The organism is Cellulomonas sp. PSBB021, from assembly GCF_002240455.1.
GTDB lineage: Bacteria > Actinomycetota > Actinomycetes > Actinomycetales > Cellulomonadaceae > Cellulomonas > Cellulomonas uda.
Genome location: NZ_CP021430.1, coordinates 823,828 through 848,310, shown reverse-complemented (window position 1 = coordinate 848,310; position 24,483 = coordinate 823,828). Strand labels below are relative to the sequence as shown.

28 protein-coding genes and 1 riboswitch are annotated in these 24,483 nt (G+C 73.4%); of the genes, 15 read left to right on the top strand and 13 right to left on the bottom strand.

The annotated features are described in order from the left end of the window. Window positions 1–28: 28 nt before the first annotated feature. Window positions 29–1,270 (top strand): glucose-1-phosphate adenylyltransferase, encoded by a 1,242-nt coding sequence (glgC, locus tag CBP52_RS03840; protein ID WP_094179895.1) that lies wholly within the window; start codon window positions 29–31, stop codon window positions 1,268–1,270. Between the two features lie 77 nt (window positions 1,271–1,347). Continuing rightward, window positions 1,348–1,998, top strand: coding sequence for a phosphoserine phosphatase SerB (gene serB / locus CBP52_RS03835; RefSeq protein WP_094182125.1), 651 nt, complete (start codon window positions 1,348–1,350; stop codon window positions 1,996–1,998). A 9-nt stretch (window positions 1,999–2,007) separates the two neighbouring features. On the opposite strand, the gene CBP52_RS03830 is transcribed toward serB, so the two are convergent. The 3 genes from CBP52_RS03830 to CBP52_RS03820 are packed head-to-tail and all read right to left on the bottom strand — an operon-like array spanning window position 2,008 to window position 4,145. Then, a complete protein-coding gene (locus CBP52_RS03830; protein ID WP_094182124.1) occupies window positions 2,008–2,517 on the bottom strand; it encodes a histidine phosphatase family protein in 510 nt (169 codons plus the stop codon). 56 nt (window positions 2,518–2,573) lie between these two features. Beyond that, window positions 2,574–3,344 carry an enoyl-ACP reductase FabI gene (fabI, locus tag CBP52_RS03825; protein WP_094179894.1) on the bottom strand — a complete coding sequence of 257 codons (771 nt, stop codon included), beginning with the start codon at window positions 3,342–3,344 and terminating at the stop codon, window positions 2,574–2,576. Window positions 3,345–3,389: 45 nt separating this feature from the next. Then, entirely contained in the window at window positions 3,390–4,145 is a 756-nt protein-coding gene (locus tag CBP52_RS03820; protein ID WP_094179893.1) for a beta-ketoacyl-ACP reductase, read from the bottom strand. Between the two features lie 143 nt (window positions 4,146–4,288). On the opposite strand from CBP52_RS03820, the gene CBP52_RS03815 reads away from it, so the two are divergent. Genes CBP52_RS03815 through CBP52_RS03805 form a run of 3 tightly spaced genes read left to right on the top strand, consistent with a single transcriptional unit; the run spans window position 4,289 to window position 5,765 of the window. Further along, window positions 4,289–4,636 (top strand): DUF3099 domain-containing protein, encoded by a 348-nt coding sequence (locus CBP52_RS03815; protein WP_094179892.1) that lies wholly within the window; start codon window positions 4,289–4,291, stop codon window positions 4,634–4,636. Further along, on the top strand, window positions 4,633–4,869 hold the full coding sequence (locus CBP52_RS03810; RefSeq protein WP_094179891.1) for a hypothetical protein: 237 nt from the start codon (window positions 4,633–4,635) through the stop codon (window positions 4,867–4,869). The genes CBP52_RS03815 and CBP52_RS03810 overlap by 4 nt, the downstream gene beginning before the upstream one ends. Next, entirely contained in the window at window positions 4,866–5,765 is a 900-nt protein-coding gene (locus CBP52_RS03805) for an SURF1 family protein (RefSeq protein WP_094179890.1), read from the top strand. Before CBP52_RS03810 ends, CBP52_RS03805 begins: the two co-directional genes overlap by 4 nt. Window positions 5,766–5,771: 6 nt before the next feature. On the opposite strand, the gene CBP52_RS03800 is transcribed toward CBP52_RS03805, so the two are convergent. Next, window positions 5,772–7,367 (bottom strand): ABC-F family ATP-binding cassette domain-containing protein, encoded by a 1,596-nt coding sequence (locus tag CBP52_RS03800; protein WP_094179889.1) that lies wholly within the window; start codon window positions 7,365–7,367, stop codon window positions 5,772–5,774. Window positions 7,368–7,602: 235 nt separating this feature from the next. Here CBP52_RS03800 and CBP52_RS18125 point away from each other — a divergent pair, with 235 nt between their 5' ends. The 5 genes from CBP52_RS18125 to CBP52_RS03775 are packed head-to-tail and all read left to right on the top strand — an operon-like array spanning window position 7,603 to window position 11,538. Next, window positions 7,603–8,289 carry a biotin transporter BioY gene (locus CBP52_RS18125; protein ID WP_369826287.1) on the top strand — a complete coding sequence of 229 codons (687 nt, stop codon included), beginning with the start codon at window positions 7,603–7,605 and terminating at the stop codon, window positions 8,287–8,289. Next, window positions 8,289–9,023: an energy-coupling factor ABC transporter ATP-binding protein gene (locus tag CBP52_RS03790; RefSeq protein ID WP_094179888.1), complete on the top strand. Its 735-nt coding sequence runs from the start codon at window positions 8,289–8,291 to the stop codon at window positions 9,021–9,023. The genes CBP52_RS18125 and CBP52_RS03790 overlap by 1 nt, the downstream gene beginning before the upstream one ends. After that, complete coding sequence (locus tag CBP52_RS03785) at window positions 9,020–9,661, top strand: energy-coupling factor transporter transmembrane component T (protein ID WP_232514645.1); 642 nt, start codon at window positions 9,020–9,022, stop codon at window positions 9,659–9,661. The genes CBP52_RS03790 and CBP52_RS03785 overlap by 4 nt, the downstream gene beginning before the upstream one ends. 37 nt (window positions 9,662–9,698) lie before the next feature. Further along, entirely contained in the window at window positions 9,699–10,583 is an 885-nt protein-coding gene (locus CBP52_RS03780) for a neutral zinc metallopeptidase (RefSeq protein ID WP_094179887.1), read from the top strand. Window positions 10,584–10,608: 25 nt separating this feature from the next. Then, window positions 10,609–11,538, top strand: coding sequence for an NYN domain-containing protein (locus CBP52_RS03775; RefSeq protein ID WP_094179886.1), 930 nt, complete (start codon window positions 10,609–10,611; stop codon window positions 11,536–11,538). 88 nt (window positions 11,539–11,626) lie between these two features. Here CBP52_RS03775 and CBP52_RS03770 read toward each other — a convergent pair whose 3' ends face one another. The 9 genes from CBP52_RS03770 to CBP52_RS03730 form a co-directional block, all read right to left on the bottom strand. Continuing rightward, complete coding sequence (locus CBP52_RS03770; protein ID WP_094179885.1) at window positions 11,627–12,379, bottom strand: hypothetical protein; 753 nt, start codon at window positions 12,377–12,379, stop codon at window positions 11,627–11,629. Window positions 12,380–12,389: 10 nt separating this feature from the next. Then, window positions 12,390–12,507, bottom strand: a riboswitch (SAM riboswitch). 103 nt (window positions 12,508–12,610) lie between these two features. Beyond that, entirely contained in the window at window positions 12,611–12,940 is a 330-nt protein-coding gene (locus tag CBP52_RS03765) for a metal-sulfur cluster assembly factor (protein ID WP_094179884.1), read from the bottom strand. After that, window positions 12,937–13,413, bottom strand: a complete 477-nt coding sequence (gene sufU / locus CBP52_RS03760) for a Fe-S cluster assembly sulfur transfer protein SufU (RefSeq protein ID WP_094179883.1) — start codon at window positions 13,411–13,413, stop codon at window positions 12,937–12,939. Before sufU ends, CBP52_RS03765 begins: the two co-directional genes overlap by 4 nt. A gap of 64 nt (window positions 13,414–13,477) precedes the next feature. Then, complete coding sequence (locus CBP52_RS03755) at window positions 13,478–14,764, bottom strand: SufS family cysteine desulfurase (RefSeq protein WP_094179882.1); 1,287 nt, start codon at window positions 14,762–14,764, stop codon at window positions 13,478–13,480. 69 nt (window positions 14,765–14,833) lie between these two features. Beyond that, window positions 14,834–15,589 (bottom strand): Fe-S cluster assembly ATPase SufC, encoded by a 756-nt coding sequence (sufC, locus tag CBP52_RS03750; protein WP_094179881.1) that lies wholly within the window; start codon window positions 15,587–15,589, stop codon window positions 14,834–14,836. Between the two features lie 22 nt (window positions 15,590–15,611). Further along, complete coding sequence (locus tag CBP52_RS03745; RefSeq protein WP_094179880.1) at window positions 15,612–15,944, bottom strand: non-heme iron oxygenase ferredoxin subunit; 333 nt, start codon at window positions 15,942–15,944, stop codon at window positions 15,612–15,614. After that, window positions 15,941–17,236: a Fe-S cluster assembly protein SufD gene (sufD, locus tag CBP52_RS03740; protein ID WP_094179879.1), complete on the bottom strand. Its 1,296-nt coding sequence runs from the start codon at window positions 17,234–17,236 to the stop codon at window positions 15,941–15,943. Before sufD ends, CBP52_RS03745 begins: the two co-directional genes overlap by 4 nt. Next, window positions 17,236–18,675, bottom strand: coding sequence for a Fe-S cluster assembly protein SufB (gene sufB / locus CBP52_RS03735; RefSeq protein WP_094179878.1), 1,440 nt, complete (start codon window positions 18,673–18,675; stop codon window positions 17,236–17,238). Before sufB ends, sufD begins: the two co-directional genes overlap by 1 nt. Further along, window positions 18,672–19,436: a metalloregulator ArsR/SmtB family transcription factor gene (locus CBP52_RS03730; protein WP_094179877.1), complete on the bottom strand. Its 765-nt coding sequence runs from the start codon at window positions 19,434–19,436 to the stop codon at window positions 18,672–18,674. The genes sufB and CBP52_RS03730 overlap by 4 nt, the downstream gene beginning before the upstream one ends. 203 nt (window positions 19,437–19,639) lie before the next feature. Here CBP52_RS03730 and CBP52_RS03725 point away from each other — a divergent pair, with 203 nt between their 5' ends. The 5 genes from CBP52_RS03725 to CBP52_RS03705 all read left to right on the top strand — a co-directional run bounded on the left by CBP52_RS03725 (window position 19,640) and on the right by CBP52_RS03705 (window position 24,462). After that, window positions 19,640–20,584, top strand: a complete 945-nt coding sequence (locus CBP52_RS03725; protein WP_094179876.1) for an ABC transporter ATP-binding protein — start codon at window positions 19,640–19,642, stop codon at window positions 20,582–20,584. Further along, window positions 20,581–21,417, top strand: a complete 837-nt coding sequence (locus tag CBP52_RS03720) for an ABC transporter permease (RefSeq protein WP_232514644.1) — start codon at window positions 20,581–20,583, stop codon at window positions 21,415–21,417. The genes CBP52_RS03725 and CBP52_RS03720 overlap by 4 nt, the downstream gene beginning before the upstream one ends. Window positions 21,418–21,498: 81 nt before the next feature. Further along, entirely contained in the window at window positions 21,499–22,503 is a 1,005-nt protein-coding gene (locus CBP52_RS03715) for a heme A synthase (RefSeq protein ID WP_094179875.1), read from the top strand. A 94-nt stretch (window positions 22,504–22,597) separates the two neighbouring features. After that, a complete protein-coding gene (locus CBP52_RS03710) occupies window positions 22,598–23,650 on the top strand; it encodes an ATP-binding cassette domain-containing protein (protein WP_094179874.1) in 1,053 nt (350 codons plus the stop codon). After that, complete coding sequence (locus CBP52_RS03705; RefSeq protein ID WP_094179873.1) at window positions 23,650–24,462, top strand: ABC transporter permease; 813 nt, start codon at window positions 23,650–23,652, stop codon at window positions 24,460–24,462. The genes CBP52_RS03710 and CBP52_RS03705 overlap by 1 nt, the downstream gene beginning before the upstream one ends. Window positions 24,463–24,483: the final 21 nt, after the last annotated feature.

Here is a 24,483-nt window from a genome sequence, read left to right as displayed (position 1 = left end):
ACCGCCTGTCGGGCCTAGGGTTCGGGGCATGGCACAACCGCGCGTCCTGGCCATCGTCCTCGCAGGTGGCGAGGGCAAGCGACTCATGCCGCTCACGGCCCACCGGGCGAAGCCGGCAGTCCCGTTCGGCGGGATCTACCGGCTCATCGACTTCGCCCTGTCGAACGTCATCAACTCCCACTACCTGCACGTGATCGTGCTGACGCAGTACAAGTCCCACAGCCTGGACCGGCACGTCTCGAAGACGTGGCGCATGTCGGCCCTGCTCGGCAACTACGTCGCCGCCGTCCCCGCGCAGCAGCGCGTCGGCAAGCACTGGTACCTCGGCAGCGCCGACGCGATCTACCAGTGCCTGAACATCATCGACGACGAGCGCCCCGACATCGTGGTCGTGGTCGGCGCCGACCACGTCTACCGCATGGACTTCTCCCAGATGGTCGACGCGCACATCGCGTCCGGTGCCGAGCTGACCGTCGCGGGCATCCGCCAGCCGATCGAGGAGGCCGACCAGTTCGGCGTCATCGAGACGCACCCGGACGACCCGACGCGCATCAGGGCGTTCCGCGAGAAGCCGACCGACGCGATCGGCCTGGCGGACTCGCCGCACGAGGTGCTCGCCTCGATGGGCAACTACGTGATCGACGCCGACGCCCTGGTGAAGGCCGTGACGGTCGACGCCGAGGACGTGAACTCCCGGCACGACATGGGTGGCGACATCGTGCCGTGGTTCGTCGAGCGCGGGACCGCGGGCGTGTACGACTTCATCCGCAACGACGTGCCGGGCTCGACGCCCCGTGACCGGGACTACTGGCGCGACGTCGGGACGATCGACGCGTTCTACGAGGCGAACATCGACCTCATCGCGGTCGAGCCGGTGTTCAACCTGTACAACGACGAGTGGCCCCTGCACACCGGCTACACGGGTCTGCCGCCGGCCAAGTTCGTGCACGCCGGCGCGGGCCGCCTCGGGCACGCCGCGGACTCGATCGTCTCCCCGGGCGTCGTCGTCTCGGGTGCGACGGTGTCCGGCTCGGTGCTCTCTCCGGGCATCCGGCTGCACTCGTGGGCACAGGTCACGGACTCGGTGCTGATGGACGGCGTGCAGGTCAGCCGGTACGCGCAGGTGCACCGCGCGATCCTCGACAAGAACGTCATCGTCCCCGAGCGGGCGCGCATCGGGCTCGACCACGAGCACGACCGCGCGCGGGGCTTCACCGTGACCGAGTCCGGGCTCACCGTGGTCCCGAAGGGCTCGATCATCACGGGCTGACCTTCCCCCGGCGTCATGCGTGCGGGCCGGACCGTCGGCGTGGACGGTCCGGCCCGCGGCACGTCGCGCTCGGTACCCTGCACGCCGTGACGAACGCTGCCGCCGGCCTGCTCGTGATGGACGTCGACTCCACGCTCATCACGGGCGAGGTGATCGAGATGCTCGCGGAGCACGCGGGGTCCGCCGAGCTCGTCACGCAGATCACCGAGCGCGCCATGCGCGGCGAGCTGGACTTCGCCGCGTCGCTGCACGAGCGCGTCGCGACCCTCGCCGGGCTGCCGGTGAGCGTGCTCGACGACGTGCGTGCGCAGATGCGACTCTCCCCCGGCGCACGCGAGCTCGTCGCGGCCGTGCAGGAGCGGGGGTGGGCCGTCGGGCTCGTCTCGGGCGGGTTCGTCGAGCTCGTGACACCGCTGGCCGCGTCGCTGGGCATCTCGCTCGTGCGCGCCAACCGGCTCGAGGTCGGCGACGGACGACTCACGGGACGCGTCACGGGCGCCGTCGTGGACCGCGCCGCGAAGGCGGTCGCGCTGCGCGACTACGCCGCGAGCGTCGGTGTCGACCTCGCGGCGACGGTCGCGATCGGCGACGGCGCGAACGACCTCGACATGCTCGCGACGGCCGGCTTCGGCATCGCGTACAACGCCAAGCCGGTCGTCGCGCAGCAGGCCGACGCGACGATCGAGGGGCGCCTCGACGCCGCCCTCACCCTCGCGCCGTTCGCCTGACGCCCGGCGTCAGGACGCGGTGACCAGGCGCAGGAGCCGGGCGGCGCGCGGCTGGAGGTCGGCCCACGCGCCGTCGAGCTCGAGCCACGACCACGACGCGGTCGGCACACCCACCTGCACGCGCGCGACCGCGGCCTCGTCGGAGCCGGGTCCGGCGAGCGTCGCGGCGGCGTGCGACATGGTCGGCTCGTGCCCGACGACGACGAGCGTGCGCACCGCGGCGGGAGCGGACGCGACGAGCGAGAGCAGCGAGCGCACGCCCGCGTCGTACACCTCGCCGCGGTACTCGACCGGCGGCTCGAGGCCGAGCGCGCCGCGCACGAGCTCCCAGGTCTGACGCGTCCGCACGGCGCTGGAGCACCACACCAGGTCGGGAGCGACCCCGGCCTCGGCCATCGCCGCGCCCACGAGCGGGCACTGCCGGCGCCCCGCGAGCGCGAGCGGGCGCTCGTGGTCGGGGATGCCGTCGGGGTGCTCCGCCTTGGCGTGGCGCAGCAGCACGAGCCGTCGCGTGCTCACGGGGTCAGCGTGCCACTCGGGCACGTCTCCCGCTCGCACCGCGTCACCGGCCCGGGTCACTGACCCATCGCGTGCACGCCGCCGTCGACGTGCACGATCTCGCCGGTGGTCGCGGGGAACCAGTCGGACAGCAGCGCGGCCACGGCGCGCGCGGCGGGCTCCGGGTCGGTGACGTCCCAGCCGAGCGGCGCCCGGTCGGACCAGCGCGACTCCATCGTCTCGAAGCCGGGGATGGACTTCGCGGCGGTGGTGCGGATCGGGCCGGCGGAGACGAGGTTGACGCGCACACCCGAGGGGCCGAGGTCACGCGCGAGGTAGCGCGCGGTCGACTCGAACGCGGCCTTCGCGACACCCATCCAGTCGTAGACCGGCCACGCGAACTTGGCGTCGAACGTCAGGCCGACGACGGAGCCGCCCTCGGTGAGCAGCGGCTGCGCGGCCACCGCGAGCGACTTGAGCGAGTACGCGGAGACCTCGAGCGCGGTGGACACGTCCGCCCACTCGCCCGCGAGGAAGTTGCCGCCCATGACGGACTGGGGGGCGAACCCGATCGAGTGCACGACGCCGTCGAGACGGTCGACGCCGACCTCGCGCACGCGGTCCGCGAGCGCCGCCAGGTCGTCGGCGTCGGTGACGTCGAGCTGGACCACGGGCGCCTCGACGGGCAGGCGGCGGGCGATGACCTGGGTGAGCCGGAACTGCCGGCCGAAGGACGTCAGGACGACCTGCGCCCCCTCCTCCTGGGCGAGTCGCGCGACGTGGAACGCGATCGATCCGTCCGTCAGGACGCCGGTGACGAGGAGCTTCTTGCCGGTGAGCAGGCCCATGGTGTGTGTGTCTCTCTTCCGTGGTGCGGGGGTTCGAAGGGTGGGTCAGTGGCCCATGCCGAGGCCGCCGTCGACAGGCAGCACGGCGCCGCTGACGTACCCCGCGGCGGGCGACGCGAGGAACTCGACGGCCGCGGCGACCTCGTCGGGTGTGGCGAAGCGGCCCGCGGGGATCGCGGCCTTGTAGGACGCCTGCGTCGCCTCGGGCAGCGCGCGCGTCATGTCGGTGTCGATGAAGCCGGGTGCGACGACGTTCGCGGTGATCCCGCGGCCGCCGAGCTCGCGCGTGATGGACCGCGCCATCCCGACGAGGGCGGCCTTGGAGGACGCGTAGTTGACCTGCCCGGGGCCGCCGTACAGACCCACGACCGACGAGATGAGCACGATGCGCCCGCGACGCAGCCGGATCATGGGCTTGCTGGCGCGGCGCACGCACCGGAACGCGCCCTTGAGGTTCACGTCGAGGACCTCGTCGAACTCCTCGTCCGTCATCCGCATGAGGAGCTGGTCGCGGGTGACGCCCGCGTTCGCGACGAGCACCTCGACCGGGCCGAGCTCGGCCTCGACCGCCGTGAACGCGGCGTCCACGGACGCGCTGTCCCGCACGTCCCCGACCACGCCGAGCACGCCCGGCGGCAGCTCGCCGGACCGGTAGATCGTCGCGACCCGGTCCCCCGCGGCGACGAACCGCTGCGCGATCGCCCGGCCGATGCCGCGGTTGGCGCCCGTGACGAGCACGACGCGCGGCGCGGGCCGCTCGTCGCCGGACGGGACGCTGGAGTTGTCGGAAGTCTCAGGCACGAGTCACGACGGTAGCCGAGCAGGTGCGCTCGTCGCCGTTCCGGCGCGGCACAGGTTGTCGCGCCCCAGTTGGGGGAAGTGCACAAGAGCGGCGGACGTGGTCCGTGGGTCGGCGCCCGTGCGCAGGAACGTACGATCGAGGCGTGAGGTCACGTCGAGGCGAGGAGCCGGTCCAGCGGATCACCGCTGCGCCCGAACCGCTCGCCGAGGACGTCGCCCGGCGCCAGCGCCGGTACCTCGCCCAGATGGGCGTCCGCCTCGTGTGCTTCGTGCTCACGATCGTCACGTGGTCGCACGTGCCGCGGTGGGTGTCCCTGGTGCTCGTCGTCGCCGCCGTGGTGCTGCCGTACGTGGCGGTCATCTTCGCCAACGCGGGCCGCGAGCGTCGCGACGACGCCGAACCCTTCGTCGACCTGCGCGAGATCGGCCCCGGCGGCCGGCCGCGCCGGATCGGCGACACACCCGACGACCCCGTGGGAGGCCGCGCGTGACCCTGCCCGTGCCGGACCCGGTGGACGACCCGATCTGCAGCGCACGCGGCTGCCGGCGGGACGCCACGTGGGCGCTGCTGTGGAACAACCCGAAGCTGCACGTGCCCGAGCGCCGCAAGGTGTGGCTCGCGTGCGACGAGCATCGCGAGCACCTGACGCAGTTCCTCGACGTGCGCGGCTTCCTCAAGGACACCGTCCCGGTGGCGGAGCTCGCGTCGTCGGACGCGCCGTGAGCCCTGCCCGGCGGCGGGCCGTCGTCCTGGTGCTCGTCGGTGTGCTCGTCGCGGTGGCGTGCACGTTCCTGGGTCGCTGGCAGTGGCACCGCCACGAGTGGCGGGACGCGCAGATCGCGACGGTCGAGCGCAACTACGACGCTCCCCCGGTCCCGCTGGCCGACGTGCTGGCTGCACCGGGCGACCGGCTCGCGGACGCCGACGAGTGGTCGCAGGTCCGCACGACGGGTCGCTACCTCACGGACGCGACGGTCCTGCTGCGCAACCGACCGGTCGAGGGCAACCCGGCGTACCACGTGCTCGTCCCGTTCCGGGTCACGGGCACCGACGCGGTGCTCGTCGTCGACCGCGGCTGGGTGCCGACCGGTGCGGACGCGAGCGCCGGCGTCGACGTGCCCCCGCCGCCCGCGGGCGAGGTCGGGCTCGTCGTGCGCGTGCGGCACGCCGAGCAGCCGAGCGACCGCGGCGCGCCCGCGGGGTCGGTGCAGGCGCTGCACCCGGCGCAGGTCGCCGCCGCCGCGGGGCTCACGGACGCCGCGGTCTACGCGGGCGCGTACGGGCAGCTCGTCGCGGAGGACCCGGCACCCGCGACACCCCTCGGGACGTTGCCCGCACCCGACCTCGACCCCGGGTCGCACCTGTCGTACGCGTTCCAGTGGTGGGCGTTCGCGCTGGGCGGCCTGCTGGGCTTCGCCTGGCTCGCCCGCCGCGAGGTCGTCGAGGAACGCGACGGCACGGGCGCGCCGTTCGAGCCGTCCGAGCCCACGGGCGGGACGGCACCGGCCGCGCCGGCACGCCCCGCCCGGCCCCGCCGGCGCGAGGGCCGGGCCGAGGCCGAGGAGGACGCCCTCATCGACGCGCAGACGCCCGACGACGCGAGCCGCACGGCCCGCTGAGCACGCTCAGGCCAGCGTGATCAGGTCCAGGTAGTCGGCGCTCCACAGGTCCTCGTCACCGTCCGGCAGCAGGAGCACGCGCTCCGGGTCCAGCGCGGCGACCGCGCCCTCGTCGTGGCTCACGAGCACCACGGCACCCTGGTACCCACGCAGCGCCGCGAGGATCTCCTCGCGGCTCGCCGGGTCGAGGTTGTTCGTCGGCTCGTCGAGCAGCAGGACGTTCGCCGCCGAGACGACGAGCGCCGCGAGCGCGAGCCGCGTCTTCTCCCCGCCCGAGAGCACGCGCGCCGGCTTGTCGGCGTCGTCGCCCGAGAACAGGAACGAGCCGAGGACGGAGCGGACCTGCGTGTCGGAGAGGTCCGGCGCCGCCGAGCGCAGGTTCTCCACCACGGTGCGCTCGAGGTCGAGCGTCTCGTGCTCCTGCGCGTAGTACCCGAGCTTGAGGCCGTGCCCGGGGTGCACCTCGCCCGTGTCCGGGGTCTCGATCCCCGCGAGCAGCCGCAGCAGGGTGGTCTTGCCCGCGCCGTTGAGACCGAGCACCACGACACGCGAGCCGCGGTCGATCGCCAGGTCGACGCCCGTGAAGACCTCCTGCGAGCCGTACGACTTGGACAGGTCCGACGCCGTGAGCGGCGTGCGCCCGCACGGCGCCGGGTCGGGGAACCGCAGCTTGGCGACCTTGTCGCTCGCGCGGACCTCCTCGAGGCCCGACAGCATCCGCTCGGCGCGCCGCGCCATGTTCTGCGCCGCGACGGCCTTGGTCGCCTTGGCGCGCATCTTGTCCGCCTGCGCGAGCAGCGCCGCGGCCTTCTTCTCGGCGTTCGCACGCTCCCGGCGACGCCGCTTCTCGTCGGTCTCGCGCTGCAGCAGGTAGGCGTCCCAGCCGAGGTTGTACTGGTCGAGCGCGGCGCGGTTCGCGTCGAGGTGGAACACCTTGTTGACGGTCGCGCGCAGCAGCTCGGCGTCGTGCGAGATGACGACGAAGCCGCCCGAGTACGCCTTGAGGTAGTCGCGCAGCCAGGCGATCGAGTCGGCGTCGAGGTGGTTCGTCGGCTCGTCGAGCAGGAGCGTCTCGACACCGGAGAACAGGATCCGCGCGAGCTCGACCCGGCGGCGCTGGCCGCCGGACAGCGTCCCGAGCGTCTGGGCGAGCACACGGTCGTCGAGCCCGAGGTTCGCGGTGATGCGGTGCGCCTCCGACTCGGCGGCGTAGCCGCCCGCCGCGGTGAACCGGGCCTCCAGGCGCGAGTAGCGCGCCATCGCCTTGTCCCGCTCGTCGTCGGTGCCCTCGGCCATGACCTGCTCGGTCGCGCGCATGCTGCGCACGATCTCGTCGAGGCCGCGCGCCGACAGCACGCGGTCGAGCGCGAGCACGTCGAGGTCACCGGTCGCGGGGTCCTGCGGCAGGTAGCCGACCTCCCCGCGCGTGATCGTGCCGCTCGTCGGCTGGGCCTGGCCCGCGAGCGTCTTGGTGAGGGTCGTCTTGCCGGCGCCGTTGCGGCCGACGAGACCGATGCGGTCGCCCGCAGCGATGCGGAACGAGGTCTCGGCGAGCAGCTCGCGTGCGCCGATGCGCAGGCCGACGCCGTGGGCGGTGATCACGTGGTGGTTTCCTCCGGAAAGCCCGCGCCTGTCTTGGGCGGGCGCACAAACGCCGTCCATCCTAACGAGCACTAGCGTGACGACCGTCGTCCTTTCCCCCGCCCACCGGCGGGACGGCGGCGCCGTCCGGCACGGACGGGCGCGGCGACGACGAGCACGAGCGCACGAGCGCGGACGACGACCCGACCGATCCCGCACGACGACGCACCGGAGCACCGACCCGAGGGGGCCACCCGTGACCGACGCACGCCAGCACTCCGCACCGCCCGGGACCGCGATCGCGGACGCCCCGCAGTCCCCCGCGCTGCCCGACCCGGCCGCGGTGCTGGACGTCGCGCTGCCCGAGCCCGCCGAGCGGGCGCTCCCCGCGACGGCCGACGTCGCACTCGTCGCGGTCTTCGCCGCGTTCATCGCGGTGTGCGCGGTCGTCCCCGGCATCCCGACGGGCACCGGGGTGCCCGTCACGCTCCAGACCTTCGGAGTCGTGCTGGCCGGCCTGGTGCTCGGCTGGCGCCGCGGCGCGCTCGCCGTGCTGCTCTACCTCGCCGTGGGGCTCGCGGGCGTGCCCGTGTTCTCGGGCGGCACGGGTGGCCTGGCGGTGCTCGCCGGGCCCAGCGTCGGCTACCTGCTGGGCTTCCCGCTGGCCGCCGCGCTCGCGGGCGTCCTCGCGAGCGCCGCGCGCAAGGCGACCGGCCCAGCGCGTTACCTCGTCCTCGTCGCGAGCGGCCTCACCGCCACCGCGCTCACCGTCCACCCGCTGGGCATCGCGGGCATCGTGCTGCGCACCGACCTCACGGCCGGTGAGGCCTTCGCGGCGGGCGCCGTGTTCTTCCCCGGGGACACCGTGAAGACCCTCCTCGCGGCCGCGGTCGCGCTCGCGGTGTTCGCCGCCTACCCGGACCTGCTGCGCCGGCGCCGCTGATGATCGAGCTGAGCGAGGCGCTCGTCACGGCCTGGACGCCCGACCCCTCGGGCGGCCCGGACACCGTGACGCGCCTGCTCGGCCCGGTCACGCTGCGTCTCACCGAACGGCGCGTGGCGGTCGTCGGCGCGAACGGCTCCGGCAAGTCGACGCTCGCACGCCTGCTCAACGGGCTCGTGCTGCCGTCGTCCGGGACCGTGCGCGTCGACGGGCTCGACACGCGTACCGACGGACCGGCCGTCCGGCGGCGCGTCGGCTTCGTGTTCACCGACCCCGACGCGCAGCTCGTCATGCCCACCCCCGTCGAGGACGTCGCGCTGTCGCTGCGGCGCAGCGTGCCCGACGCGCGCGAGCGCGAGGCCCGGGCCCGGGCGGCACTCGCGCGCGTCGGGCTCGCGGACCGCGCCGACCTGCCCGTGCACGCGCTGTCCGGCGGGCAGCGCCAGCTCCTCGCGCTCACGTCCGTGCTCGCGACCGACCCCGACGTGCTGGTCTGCGACGAGCCGACGACGCTGCTCGACCTGCGCTGGCGCGCGGTGGTCGACGACCTGCTCGCCGACCTGCCGCAGCAGGTCGTGGTCGTCACGCACGACCTGGACGCCGCGCAGCACGCCGAGCGCGTCCTCGTCGTCGACGACGGCCGGGTGGTCCACGACGGCGAGCCGTCCGCCGCCGTCGCCGCGTACCGGGACCTCATGGCGTCGTCCCCCGTGCGCGCCGGCGACGTCCCGTGACCCGCCCCGGCACGCCGCTGCGGCCCGTCTGGTCCGGCCCGCTCGGGATGCACCAGCCGGGCACCTCGGTGCTGCACCGGGCGCCCGCGCTCCGCAAGCTCGCGGCGCTCGCACTGGCCGGCGTCGTCGTCCTCGTCGTCCGCGGAGCCGCGTCGGCGCTCGTCGCGCTCGCCGTCGCCGCCGCCAGCCACGCCGTCGCGAGACTCTCGTGGCACCGCACGCGCAGCGGCCTCGTGCGCGTCGGCGCCGTCGCGCTCCTGGTCGGCGGGTACCAGGCATGGTCACGCGGCTGGGCGTCGGGCGTCGAGACCGCCGCCGACCTCGTCGCGCTCGTCCTGCTCGCCACCGTCGTCACCGCGACCACGCGCGCCGACGACCTGCTCGACGCGCTGCGCCGTGCCGCCGGGCCGCTGCGGCACGTCGGCCTCCCCCCGCAGACCGTCGCGCTCGCGGTGAGCCTCATGCTGCGCTCCGTCCCCGTCCTGCTGCACGCCGCGCACGAGTCCCGCGACGCCGCACGGGCGCGCGGGCTCGCCCGCTCGCCGCGCGCGCTCGTCGTGCCGGCCGCGGTGCGCATGGTCGGCCACGCACGCGCGACGGGCGAGGCGCTCGCCGCGCGCGGGATCGGCGAGGGCTGAATCGCGCGGTGCCCGTGCACCGACTACCGTCCCGGGTGTGACGTTCCAGGAGGGTGGCAGCTTCGGCGGCGGACGCGTGCAGTCGCGCCGCTCCGCCGGCGGGCGTGGCATGGCGATCGGCGGCGGCGTCGGCGGTCTCGGGTTGCTCGTGATCCTCGCGATCACGCTGCTGTCCGGGGGCAACGTGGACCCCGGCGCGCTCCTCGGTGGTGGCGGGGGCGAGCCCGGTCAGGACGGCACCGTCGGTGCCTGCACGGCCGAGCAGGCCAACACCGACCGCGCGTGCCGCCTGTCCGCGACCCTCGACTCCCTCGACACGTACTGGACGCCCACCCTGCGCAAGGCGGACGCGAACATCCCGGAGGCCGTGGAGTTCACGTCCGCGGTGCGGACCGCGTGCGGCGACGCGTCGTCGTCGTCCGGGCCGTTCTACTGCCCCGGGGACCGGACGATCTACCTCGACCTGGGCTTCTTCGACCTGCTGACCAGCCAGTTCGGCGCGAAGGGCGGGCCGCTCGCCGAGATGTACGTCTACGCGCACGAGTACGGCCACCACGTCCAGAACGTCACCGGCGTGTTCGACTCCTCCGACCGCCGCGGGTCGGGCGCCGGGTCGGACTCCGTGCGCGTCGAGCTCCAGGCCGACTGCTATGCGGGCATGTGGGCCGGCAACGCCGCGACCACCGAGGACCCCGACACCGGTGTCACCTACCTCAAGCCCATCACCGCCGACGAGCTCGCGCAGGCGATCGACGCGGCCGCTGCCGTGGGCGACGACCACATCCAGCAGCAGTCGGGCGGCGGCGTGAACCCCGACTCGTGGACCCACGGCTCGAGCGAGCAGCGCCAGCGCTGGTTCACCACCGGCTACCAGCAGCGCGACCTCGCGGCGTGCGACACCTTCGCCGCCGACACGCTCTGACGCCCGCATCGGGCAGACTCCGGGCATGAGCACCGACGACAGCTCCGCCCGCGTGGGCGTCTATCTCGACTTCGACAACATCGTCATCTCCCGCTACGACCAGCTCCACGGTGACGGCTCGTGGCGCAAGGACAACGCGCGTGACGCCGGTAAGGACGTCGCCCCTCGGCTCGACGCCGCCCGGGTTGACGTGAGCGCGCTCCTCGACTACGCGTCGTCGTTCGGCACGCTCGCCGTGACCCGCGCGTACGCCGACTGGTCGGTGCCGGCCAACGCGGCGTACCGGCGCCAGCTGGTGGACCGCGCGATCGACCTCACGCAGCTCTTCCCTGCGTCCGGTACCAAGAACGGCGCCGACATCCGGCTCGCCGTGGACGTGCTCGAGGACCTGTTCCGTCTCACCGACCTCACGCACGTCGTGATCGTGGCTGGCGACTCCGACTACATCGCGCTCGCGCAGCGGTGCAAGCGCCTCGGGCGCGTGGTCGTCGGCGTCGGCGTGCCGGGCGGGACCAGCAAGGCACTGATCTCCGCGTGCGACGAGTTCGAGTACTACGACGAGGCCGTGCGGCAGTCGGACGAGGCAGAGGACGACGACGCCGTCGTCACGGGCGCCCCGGACGACACCGCTGCCTCGCCCGTGACGACCGCTCCGCGCACGGCGACGGCCGCGCGCACCGAGCCCGAGACATCGTCACAGCCGATCAGCGGTCCGGTCGCGACGCGGCTGCTCGCACGCGCACTCGGGCTGGTCGCGAAGGACGCCGACGGCTGGAGCCAGGCGTCGGCGGTCAAGCAGCAGATGAAGCGGCTCGACCCCCGGTACAACGAGGCTGCGCTCGGCTTCGCGACGTTCACGGACTTCGTACGCTCACGCCAGGGGCAGGTCGAGCTCCGGGAGGAGGGTCAGGCGCGGTGGCTCCGGCTGCGCGCCCCCAAGTCGAAGAAGGGCTGAGCGCACGCCGCGCCGGGCTGACCTGCGTGGCGCGGCCCAGTGCGACCCCCACCACGCAGGTCAGCCGGACCCACGCGATGCGTCGGTGCTACGCGCGGGCCGCGCGCGCGAAACGGGTCAGGCGGACCCGAACGAGACGGCTCACGACGGCGCCCAGCGCGAGCGGCGCACGCGTCACCGTCGCGAGGGCTCGGGCCGTCTCCCGGCCCACCCGGTCGACGTCAGCGCGGGCCGAGGCCGCCATCACTCCCACCTGGTGCGCGCGCAGGGCGTGCGCGAGCGCCGGGACGTCCGCCAGCACGTCGGCGCGCACGGCGTGGTCCTCGGGAGCGAGCAGACGCAGCCACTCCGCGAACAGACGCACTCGTGCTTCCGCCGAGTCGTCGAGCAGACCGGACCGGAGAGCGTCCTGCCGGCTGACCGCTCGCACGGTGCGATCGTGATCCCGCACCGAGTCCAGCTCGACGACCGCCATACCCGACGCCGCGGCGTCGTCGAGCAGCTCGGTCAGGCGCGCGTCGCGCAGCTGGAGCGCGGCGCGGACCGGCGCCCACGACGCGTCGTCGGGGTCGGACAGCCCGGCGAGCTGCACGACCCCGTCGCCGGCCGTCCGACCCGCACGCGAGCGTGCCGCTCCGGCCCGCCGCGAGACCTCGGACTCGAGCCAGGTGCAGTCGTCGCAGAGCGTCTTGGCGACCCTCAGCAGCGACAGACCCCAGTCGCCGACCAGGCACGCGGTGCACAGCTCCCCGCGGGTGACGAGGTCGACACCGGTCCGGCTCGCCGCGGGGGCGGGGCGCAGCTCGACGAGACCGTCGGCGCGCAGGAACTTCTCACTCATGGGCGTACTCCCTTCGCACTTCCCGGCGGCGGTCGCCGCCGGGCCGGTCTTCCTCCGGGGCACCGTGCGCGAGGTTGCGCGGTTGCCGGACCAGCACGCGGAGGGCGTCTCGCTGATCGCTCTTGACCTGGGGAAACGCTAACGTGACCCGGCTCGCACGAGCAAGGGACGTCACACGAACGCGGGCGGTGGACGAGGAGTCCGCCGTCCACCGCCCGGGTGCGAGGTGTGTCAGATGTTGAAGCCGAGGGCCCGCATCTGCTCACGGCCGTCCTCGGTGATCTTCTCCGGGCCCCACGGCGGCATCCAGACCCAGTTGATGCGGAAGCCGTCGACGATGCCGTCGAGCGCCTGCGCGGACTGGTCCTCGATGACGTCCGTGAGAGGGCACGCCGCCGACGTGAGCGTCATGTCGATCACCGCGGTGTTCTGCTCGAGCGCGACCCCGTACACGAGGCCGAGGTCGACGACGTTGATCCCGAGCTCGGGGTCGATCACGTCGCGCATCGCCTCCTCGACGTCCGCGACGGTCGTCGGTGAGCCAGTGCTGGGGGTGGTCATGCGTCCTCCCGGGATCCGGTCTTGATGAGTGCGTCGTTCAGCGCGACCCAGCCGAGCAGGGCGCACTTCACGCGTGCGGAGTACTTGCCGACGCCCGTGAAGGCGGCGGCGTCGCCGAGCGCCTCCTCGGCGTCGTCGTCGTCGAGCCCCTGCCCCCTGGACTGCATGAGGTCACGGAACGACGCGGCGAGCGTGTCGACGGTGCCCAGCGGCTGGTCGAGCACCAGGTCGTGCAGCACCGAGACCGAGGCCTGCGAGATCGAGCAGCCCTGCCCCTCCCAGCGCAGCCCGCGGACCACACCGGCGTCGTCCACGTCGACCTGCAGGGTCACCTCGTCGCCGCACGTGGGGTTCACCTGGTGCGACTGCGCCGAGCGGGCGCCGTCGGCCGCCTCGCCCAGCCCTCGCCCGTGCGGAAACTTCGCGTGGTCCAGGATCACCTGCTGGTACAGCTGCTCCATCGAGCTGCTCATACGTCGCCCTTCTCGTGGCGCCGGGGGCGCCGTCAGTCCGTCAGTCCGTCAGTCCGTCAGTCCGTCAGTCCGTCAGTCCGAAGAACGCCCGGACCCCCGCGAGCGCTTCCCGGAACACGGCGATCTCCTCGTCGGTGGTGTACACCGCGGCGGTCGCGCGTGCCGTGGCGGCCACGCCGAACCGGCGGTGCAGCGGCTGTGCGCAGTGGTGGCCGACGCGCACCGCGACGCCGGCGTCGTCGAGCACCTGCCCCACGTCGTGCGCGTGCACGCCGTCGACGACGAACGACACCGCGGCGAGCCGGTCTGCGGTGTCGGTCGGGCCGATCACCCGCACCCCCGGCACGGAGGCCACCGCGTCGAGCAGCAGGCCCGCCAGGTGGTGCTCGTGCGCGGCGACGGCGTCCATCCCGAGGTCGGACAGGTAGGTCGCGGCCGCGCCCATCGCGACGGCCTGCGAGACCATCTGCGTGCCGGCCTCGAACCGCTGCGGCGGCGGGGCGTACGTCGTCTCGGTCATCGTGACGACCTCGACCATCGAGCCGCCCGTGGTGACCGGCGGCATCGCCTCGAGCAGCTCGCGTCGCCCGTAGAGCGCGCCGACGCCGGTCGGCGCGAGCATCTTGTGCCCCGAGAACGCGGCGAAGTCGACGCCGAGCTCGTGCAGGTCGACCGGCAGGTGCGGCACGGACTGGCACGCGTCGAGCACCGTGAGCGCGCCCACCTCGCGGGCGCGGGCGACGAACGCGGGCACGTCGGTGATCGCTCCGGTCACGTTGGACGCGTGCGTGAAGGCCAGCACGCGCGTGCGGTCGGTGACGACGCTCGAGAGCTCGTCGGTCCGCAGGCGCCCGTCGTCGTCCACGCCGATCCACCGCAGAGTCGCGCCCGTGCGCAGCGCGAGCTCCTGCCACGGCACGAGGTTCGCGTGGTGCTCGGCCTCGGTGACGACGATCTCGTCGCCGGGACGCAGCGCGAACCGCTGCGCCGCTGCTCCCCCGCGGCCCGCCGTCGCGTTCGACAGCGCGTAGGCGACCAGGTTGATGCCCGCGGTCGCGTTGCTCGTCCACACGAGCTCGCCGGGCGACACCCCGACGAACGACGCGACGCGCGCCCGGGCGTCCTCGAACGCCTCGGTCGCCTCCTCGGCGAGCTGGTGCGCACCGCGGTGCACCGCGGCGTTGCGCTGCAGGTAGAAGTCCTGCTCGGCGTCGAGGACCACGTCGGGCTTCTGCGACGTGGCCCCCGAGTCGAGGTAGACCAGCCGCTTGCCGTCACGCAGCGTGCGCTCGAGCAGCGGGAAGTCGGCCCGCACCGCCGCCAGCTCGGCGGCCTCCAGGGTGGTGCTCACTGCGGATCCCCTCGACGTGGACGGGTGGGGTGCGCGGGTGCCGGGCAGCGGCCCGGCACCCGCACGAGGTCAGGAGTTGACCAGGAACCGGTCGTAGCCCTCGTTCTCGAGGCGCTCGGCGAGCTCCGGGCCGCCCTCCTCCGCGATGCGGCCGTCGACGAAGACGTGCACGAAGTCGGGCGTGATGTAGCGCAGGATGCGCGTGTAGTGCGTGATCAGCAGGACGCCGACGTCGGTCGTCGAACGGACGCGGTTGACGCCCTCGGACACGATGCGCAGCGCGTCGACGTCGAGGCCCGAGTCGGTCTCGTCGAGGATCGCGAGACGCGGCTTGAGCAGCTCCATCTGCAGGATCTCGTGGCGCTTCTTCTCACCGCCCGAGAAGCCCTCGTTCACGGACCGCTCCGCGAACGTCGAGTCCATGCGCAGGTTCTCCATCGCGGAACGGACGTCCTTGACCCACGAGCGCAGCGCGGGGGCCTCGCCGTCGATCGCGGTCTTCGCGGTGCGCAGGAAGTTCGACACCGAGACGCCCGGCACCTCGACCGGGTACTGCATCGCCAGGAACATGCCGGCGCGGGCCCGCTCGTCGACGGACATCGCCAGGACGTCCTCGCCGTCGAGCAGCACCGAGCCGCCCGTGATCTGGTACTTCGGGTGGCCGGCGAGCGAGTACGCGAGCGTCGACTTGCCCGAGCCGTTGGGGCCCATGATCGCGTGCGTCTCGCCGCTGTTCACGGTCAGGTCGACGCCGCGCAGGATGGGCTTGAGGCCCTCCTTCGTCTCGACGCTGACGTGCAGGTCGCGGATCTCCAGGGTGGTCATGCGGGTTGCTCCTCGGTGACGGTCAGACAGTCCGGTCGACGTCGACGAGCACGCGCTCGCCGTCCAGCGTGACCGGGTAGACGGGGACGGGGGTGACGGCGGGCGGGCCGAGCGGCTTGCCGGAGCGCAGGTCGAACCGCGAGCCGTGCAGCCAGCACTCGATCGTGCAGCCCTCGACCTCGCCGTCGGACAGCGAGACCGCGCCGTGCGAGCAGATGTCGCTGATCGCGTGCAGCTCGCCGTCGTCGTCGCGGACGATCGCGACCTCGACGGTCCCGGTCTCGCCCTCGAGCTCGACGCGCAGCGTGCCCCCCGTGGGCACGTCGGACGCGTAGCACGCGAGCCGTGCGGTCATGCCTGCTCCACCACGGCACCCGCGTCGCTGCCCTCGACGGCGACCTGGTCGAGCACGGACATCGACTCCTCGAGCTCGGCCTCGATCGCGGCGATGAGCCGCTCCTCGACCTCCGGGACACCGATCTCGTGCACCAGCTCGGCGAAGAAGCCGCGCACGACGAGGCGTCGCGCGTCGGGCTCGGGGATGCCGCGGGCCCGCAGGTAGAACAGCTGCTCGTCGTCGAACCGGCCGGTCGCGGACGCGTGCCCCGCGCCCTCGATCAGCCCGGTCTCGATCTCGAGGTTCGGCACGGAGTCCGCGCGCGCCCCGTCGGTGAGGACGAGGTTGCGGTTGAGCTCGTACGTGTCGGTGCCCTCGGCCTCGGCCCGGATCAGCACGTCGCCGACCCACACCGTGTGCGCGCCCGCACCCTGCAGCGCGCCCTTGTAGGTCACGCGGCTCACGCAGCTGGGCACCGCGTGGTCGACGAACAACCGGTGCTCCTGGTGCTGGCCGGCGTCCGCGAAGTACAGCCCGAGCATGGTGACCGAGCCGCCCTCGCCGGCGAACTCCGCGTCGGGGGTCACGCGCACGACGTCGCCGCCGAGCGTCACGACGATGTGCTTGACCGTCGCGTCACGGCCGACCTTGAGGCGGTGCGACGCGGCGTGCACGGAGCCCTCGGCCCAGTCGTGCACGGACACGACCGTGAGGTGCGCGCCGTCCTCGGCGACGATCTCGACCGTCTCGGTGAGCGCGGCGTGGCCGACGTGGTCGATGACCACGGTGCCCTGCGACATCGCCTCGGCCCGCACGACGAGGTGCGCGGCGCTCGGCTCGAGCGGCGCCTCCTGCGTGCCCGCGCCCTCGACGCCCTCGATGCGGATCGACGTGACCTTCGAGGTCACGGCCTCCCGCGGGATCGTCACGAGCGTGGCGCGCGGCGCCGAGGCCCACGCGACGGCCGCCGCGCGGTCGCCCGGCTTGCCGACGACACCGAGACGCGCGTCGCCGCGGTCGACGATCTCGACGACGACCTCGGGCGACTCGACGACGGTCGTCAGGACGCCGTGCCCGTCGAGCACGCCGCCCGAGTCCGCGGCGAACAGCGGCGCGAGGCGGGCGACGGGAGCGAACCGCCACTCCTCCTCGCGGCCGGTGGGGACGGCGAAGTCCGCGACGTCGAAGGACGTCCTGCGCTCGGCGCGCGAGGCCTCCGGCACACCGCCCACACCGTGCGTGTGCGCGCCGTCCGCGACCGCGCGGGAGTGGTCGGTCGAGAGCGCCGACTCGTTCGTGGTGGTCGTCATCAGCCGACGGCCCCTTCCATCTGCAGCTCGATGAGGCGGTTGAGCTCGAGGGCGTACTCCATGGGCAGCTCACGCGCGATGGGCTCGACGAACCCGCGCACGATCATCGCCATGGCCTCCGTCTCCGGCATGCCTCGGGACATCAGGTAGAACAGCTGGTCCTCGCTCACGCGGGACACCGTGGCCTCGTGGCCCATCGACACGTCGTCCTCGCGGACGTCGACGTACGGGTAGGTGTCCGAGCGGGAGATCTGGTCGACGAGAAGCGCGTCGCACAGCACGTTCGACGCGGAGTGCGAGGCCCCCTCGAGGATCTGCACCAGACCGCGGTACGACGTGCGGCCACCGCCGCGCGCGACCGACTTCGAGACGATCGACGACGACGTGTGCGGCGCGGCGTGCACCATCTTGGAGCCCGCGTCCTGGTGCTGGCCCTCGCCGGCGAACGCGATCGACAGCGTCTCGCCGCGCGCGTGCTCGCCCATGAGGTAGATCGCCGGGTACTTCATCGTCACCTTGGAGCCGATGTTGCCGTCGACCCACTCCATGGTCGCGCCCTCGGCAGCGGTCGCCCGCTTGGTGACGAGGTTGTACACGTTGTTCGACCAGTTCTGGATCGTCGTGTACCGCACGCGGGCGTTCTTCTTGACGATGATCTCGACGACCGCCGAGTGCAGCGAGTCCGACGAGTACACGGGCGCCGTGCAGCCCTCGACGTAGTGCACGTACGAGCCCTCGTCGGCGATGATCAGCGTCCGCTCGAACTGGCCCATGTTCTCGGTGTTGATCCGGAAGTAGGCCTGCAGCGGGATCTCGACGTGCACGCCCGGCGGGACGTAGACGAACGAGCCGCCCGACCACACCGCGGTGTTGAGCGACGCGAACTTGTTGTCGCCCGGGGGGATCACGGAGCCGAAGTACTGCTCGAAGATCTCCGGGTGCTCGCGCAGGCCGGTGTCGGTGTCGAGGAAGATGACGCCCTGCTCCTCGAGCGACTCCTGGATCTGGTGGTAGACCACCTCGGACTCGTACTGCGCGGCGACACCGGCGACGAGGCGCTGCTTCTCCGCCTCGGGGATGCCCAGCCGGTCGTACGTGTTCTTGATGTCCTCGGGCAGGTCGTCCCAGCTGGCCGCCTGCTTCTCCGTGGACCGCACGAAGTACTTGATGTTGTCGAAGTCGATGCCCGACAGGTCCGCACCCCACCAGGGCATGGGCTTCTTCTCGAACATGCGCAGCGACTTCAGGCGCGTCTTGAGCATCCACTCCGGCTCGTTCTTGAGCCGGGAGATCTCCCGCACGACGTCCTCCGAGAGGCCGCGCCTCGCGGTCGCGCCCGCGGTGTCCGTGTCGTGCCAGCCGTAGTTGTAGCTGCCGATCGAGGCGATGGCCTCGTCCTGCGTCATCGGCTGTGCCGGGTCCTGCGTAGGTGCGCTCATGCGTTCGTTCCTTCCGGGGCGAGCACAGGGGGGTTCGTGGTCGGGGCGACGTCGGCCGCGGGTGGCGGCTGGGCGACCGGGATGTTCGTGGTGCACACGTGCCCGCCGCCCGCGAGGGTCGCGAGCCGCTGCACGTGGACGCCGAGCAGGCGCGAGAACGCCCGCGTCTCGGCGTCGCACAGCTGCGGGAACTCGTGCGCGACGTGCTGCACCGGGCAGTGGCCCTGGCACAGCTGGACGGCGTGCAGGCCGGGCACCGTGCGGGCCGTCGCCGCGTAGCCGTCGTCCGACAGCGCGTCCGCGAGCAGCTCGACGCGTCCCGCCACGTCGACTCCCGCCGCGCCCTCGACGCGCGGCGCGAGCCGTGCCTCGAGCTCCGCGACGCGCTGCGCCGCGAACCGTTCGACGGCCTCGGTCCCGACCGTGTCCGCGAGGAACCGCAGCGCGTCGGTCGCGATCTCCGCGTAACGCTGCGACAGCGCGCTCTGACCGAGCGCCGTCACGACGTACCGCTTCGCGGGCCGGCCGCGGCGGGCCGGTCCGTGACCGATCCCGTCGTGCACCGCGATCTGGGCGGCGGTCTCGAGGACGCCCAGGTGCCGCCGGATCGCGGCGGGCGTCAGGTCGAGCCGTGCGGCGAGGTCGGCGGCCGTGATGGGCCCCTCGCCGGCGACGAGCTGCAGGACTCGCTGCCGCGTCGACGCGTCCGTGGTGTCCTCGCCGGGCCCCGGGAGCGGGACCGCGTGCGTGAGCTCGCTCATCCCACCTCCGCTCGTCGGCTGCTTCGTCGTGCGACGCGACCTGCGGGCACGATCGATATCGACAACATGGTTGTTGCCAAATTCCCCGTGCGCAAGCAAGGCAACCCTTCGCGGCCGCCCGGTCGAGGTGTGACGTCCCCCACCGCTGGCTCGACGCGGAGCGTCAGGGCGTCCCGCGCGCGGCCCACCTAGACTCGTCGTCCGTGCCCGCCTCCCCCGTCGCCGAGCAGGCCGTCGAGATCTCCGGTCTCGTCAAGCGCTACGGCGACCGCGCCGTCGTCGACGGCCTCGACCTCGTCGCACGGCCCGGCGCCGTCACCGCCGTCCTGGGGCCGAACGGCGCGGGCAAGACGACGACGGTCGAGTGCTGCGAGGGCCTGCGCCGGCCCGACGCGGGCACCGTGCGCGTGCTCGGGCTCGACCCGGTCGACGACGCGCGCGAGCTGCGCCCCCGGGTCGGCGTGATGCTCCAGGACGGCGGTCTGCCGACCGGCGTGCCCGCCGCGCAGATGCTGGAGCACGTCGCGCGCATGTACGCCGACCCGCGCCCGCTCGACGAGCTCACCGAGCGGCTCGGGCTCGGCTCGTTCGCGCGCACCACCGTGCGACGCCTGTCCGGCGGTCAGCGCCAGCGTCTCGCGCTCGCCGCGGCCGTCGTCGGCCGACCCCAGGTCGCGTTCCTCGACGAGCCCAGCGCCGGTATGGACCCGCAGTCCCGCCACGCCGTCTGGCAGCTCGTCCGCGAGCTGCGCGACGAGGGCGTGGCCGTGGTGCTCACCACGCATCTCATGGACGAGGCCGAGGACCTGGCGGACCACGTGGTCGTCGTGGACCACGGGAAGGTCATCGCGCAGGGCTCGGTGCGCGACCTGGTCTCGTCGGGTGACGACCGCACGCTGCGCCTCGACGCGACGCCCGGGCTCGACGTGGTCGCGCTCACCGCCGCGCTCACGGCCGACGGACCGGGTGTCACGACGACGGAGACCTCACCCGGCAGCTACGCGGTCGTCGGCACCGTCGGCCCGACGACCGTCGCCGCCCTGACCCGCTGGCTCGCCGAGCAGGACGTGCTCGCGACCCGGCTGACCGTCGGCCGCCGCACGCTCGAGGACGTCTTCCTCGACCTGACCGGGCGGACCCTGCGATGAACTCTGCGATGAACCCCGCGCCGACCGGACCCGAGACGGCCCGACCCCGACCGCCCCGGCCCGAGCCCACCGGCTCACGCACCCACGCGGGCTCCTCGTCGCGCCGCACGCGCGTCCTCGCGCAGACCTCGTTCGAGGCGCGCGCGATCCTGCGCAACGGCGAGCAGCTGATGGTGACGGTGATCGTGCCCGTGCTCGCGCTCGTCGGGCTCGTGCAGGCCGACGTGCTCGACGTCGACACCGGCGGGCTGAGCCGTATCGACTTCTTCACGCCCGGCATCCTCGCGCTCGCCGTCATGACGTCGTCGTTCACGTCGCAGGCGATCGCGTCGGCGTTCGACCGCCGCAACGGCGTGCTGCGGCTGCTGTCGACCACGCCGCTCGGCCGCGGCGGGCTGCTCGCGGGCAAGGTGCTCGGCGTGCTCGTCGTCGAGCTCGTGCAGGTGCTCGTGATCGGGCTCACCGCGGTCGCGCTCGGCTGGCGCCCCGACGCGCGCGGCGTCGCGCTCTCGCTCGTCGCCGTGCTGCTCGGGACCGCCGCGTTCACGTCGCTCGCGATGCTCGTGGCGGGCACCCTGCGCGCGGAGGCGGTGCTCGCGGTCGCGAACCTCGCGCTGCTGCTCCTCGCGATCGCCGGCGGCGTGATCGTCCCCGCGGACCGCCTGCCCGGCCCGCTCTCCCACCTCGCGCTGCTGCTGCCGTCGGGTGCGCTGGGCGAGGCCATGCGGGGAGCGTTCCAGCACGGCACGCTGCCCGCCTGGTCGGTCGTCGTGCTGGTCGGCTGGACCGCGGCGCTCGGGTGGGGCGCCGGGCGCCTTTTCCGCTGGCACTGACCGCGCGGCGCGCGCAACGTCACAGGCCTCCCGGTCCGTCCGCGGCCCGGCTGCCGGACGGCTCGGCCTAGGCTGGTCACCGTGAGTGCGAGCCCCACGTCCGTCGTCCCCGACCGCGAGCCGGCCCGCGGCCTGCGCGGCCGCTGGGTGGCCCTGCTGGCCTGGCTGCGCGGCCACGTGCGCGCGGTGCTCGTCGCGAACCTCGTGCTCCAGATCGCGATCGTCGCCACCGGCGGTGCGGTGCGCCTCACCGCGTCCGGGCTCGGCTGCTCGACGTGGCCGCAGTGCGAGCCGGGCAGCTTCGTCCCGGTGCTGCACGACGCGACCACCTACCACGTGTTCGTCGAGTTCGGGAACCGGCTCATGACGTTCGTGCTCACGCTCGCGGCCGTCGCGGTCGCGTACGTCGTGTGGCCGGACCGCGCCCGCTCCCGCTCGTTCCGCCTGCTCGGCTGGGTGCCGCTCGCGGGTGTCGTGGCGCAGGCGGTCGTCGGCGGCGTGCTCGTGCTCCTGGCGCTGCCGCCGATCCTCGTCTCGACGCACTTCCTGATCTCGATGGCGCTGGTCTCCGCGTCCCTGGTGCTGCTGCACCGCGCCGACGAGGGCGGCGACGGCGTGCCCGCGCCGCTCGTCGACCGCACGACCCTGCTCCTGACGCACCTCGCGGCCGGGCTCATGGTCGTCGTCCTCGTGCTCGGCACGCTGACGACGGGCGCGGGCCCCCACTCGGGCGACGACGAGGTCGGCTACCGGCTCGCGGTCGACCCGCTGCTCATGGCGCGCGTGCACGCCGCGGCCGTGTGGGCGTTCACCGCCGTGCTCGTCGCGGTGCTCTGGCGCACGCGCCGCGGCGGTCCTGCGGGGACGCGGGCGCTCGCGGCCCACCGGGCGTCGCTGGTGCTGCTCGGGCTGACGGTCGCGCAGGGCGCGATCGGGTACGTCCAGACCGCGACAGGGCTGCCGATCGCGCTCGTGAACCTGCACCTGGTGGGTGCCGCGCTCCTCGCGGCCGGGACGACGCGCGTGTGGCTGACCACGCGGACCCGGTCGGTCGACGGGACGCCGCGGGTCACGCAGGCGGTCTGAGCGCGCGACGACGCGGCGGCGGGCCGCGGCGCCGGGAGCACTTCGGGGCAAAACGGGATGCTCCGTGTCGGAGGTCACACCTAGAGTCGCGACCATGACCGACGACACCTTCGACCGGCACGCAGGCCGGCACGCCTCCGCGGGTTCGGCCCCGCCGGACGCCGCACCGCAGGCGCAGCCCGCCGTCGTCGCGCGCGGGCTCGTGAAGCGCTACAAGGAGGTCGTCGCGCTCGACGGCGTCGACCTCACCGTCCCCCAGGGCAGCGTCCTGGGGCTCCTCGGGCCGAACGGCGCGGGCAAGACCACCACCGTCCGCATCCTCGCGACCCTCCTGCGGCCCGACGCGGGCACCGCGCAGGTCTCCGGCGTCGACGTGCTGCACGACCCGCGCGCCGTCCGCCGGCGCATCGGCCTGTCGGGTCAGTACGCGGCGGTCGACGAGTACCTCACCGGGTACGAGAACCTCGAGATGATCGGGCGGCTGTACCACCTGGGCAAGGCGCGCTCGCGCGAGCGGGCACGCGAGCTCCTCGCGCAGTTCCGCCTCGAGGACGCCGCGGACCGCCCGTCCCGCACGTACTCCGGCGGCATGCGCCGCCGGCTCGACCTGGCGGGCGCGCTCGTCGCGAGCCCGCCCGTGATCTTCCTGGACGAGCCGACGACGGGCCTCGACCCGCGCGGGCGCGCGGACATGTGGGAGGTCATCCAGACGCTGGTCAAGAGCGGGACGACGCTCCTGCTCACCACGCAGTACCTCGAGGAGGCCGACGTGCTGGCCGACGAGATCGTGGTGATCGACCACGGCAAGGTCATCGCGCAGGGCACGGCCGACCAGCTCAAGCTCCAGGTCGGCGGCGAGCGTCTCGAGCTGTCGGTGTCCGACGCGTCCACGCTCGCGCGCGCGGGCGAGCTGCTCGCGCCGCTCGGCGTGGGGCACGCGACGCTCGACGAGGGCCGCCGCTCGCTCGTCATGCCCGTGACCGGCGGTGCCCGCACCCTCACCGAGGCGCTGCGTCTGCTCGACCAGGCGCAGATCGCGCTCGACGACGTCGGGCTGCGGCGCCCCACGCTCGACGACGTGTTCCTGACGCTCACGGGCCGCCCCGCGGAGGACGACGAGACGACGACGACGAAGGAGGGTGCGTGATGGCGCTCCCCACCGTGCTGAGCGACGCCCACGTCGTCGCACGCCGCAACATCATCAAGATCAAGCGCGTCCCCGACCTGCTGGTCTTCACGACGCTCTCGCCGATCATGTTCGTGCTGCTCTTCGCGTACGTGTTCGGCGGCGCCATCCAGGTGCCCGGCGGCACCGACCCGGGCGCCTACCGCGAGTTCCTCATGGCAGGGATCTTCGCGCAGACCGTGATCTTCGGCGCCACCATCACCGGCGCGGGGCTCGCGGAGGACGTGAAGAAGGGCATCATCGACCGGTTCCGGTCCCTGCCCATGGCGCCCTCGGCCGTGCTGACCGGCCGCACGCTGTCCGACGTGGTGAACAACGTCCTCGTCCTCGTCGTCATGTCCCTCACGGGACTGCTGGTCGGCTGGGCGATCCACAGCTCGGTGCCCGAGGCCCTGCTCGGGTTCGCGCTGCTCATCGTGTTCGCCTACGCGATCTCGTGGATCATGGCGTGGCTCGGGATGCTCGTCCCGAGCGTCGAGGTGTTCAACAACGCGACGTTCATCGTGATCTTCCCGCTCACGTTCGTGGCGAACACGTTCGTCCCGCTCGAGTCACTCCCGAAGGTCCTGCAGACGTTCGCCGAGTGGAACCCCGTCTCGGCCGTGACGCAGGCCTCGCGTGAGCTGTTCGGCAACATCCCGGCGGGCGTCCCCGAGCCGACGTCATGGCCGCTGCAGCACGCGGAGCTCTACACCCTGATCTGGACGGTCATCTTCCTGGTCGTGTTCATCCCGCTCGCGAACGCGCAGTACCGGCGCAGCACCAGCCGCTGACGCCCGAGACGACGAGGGCGG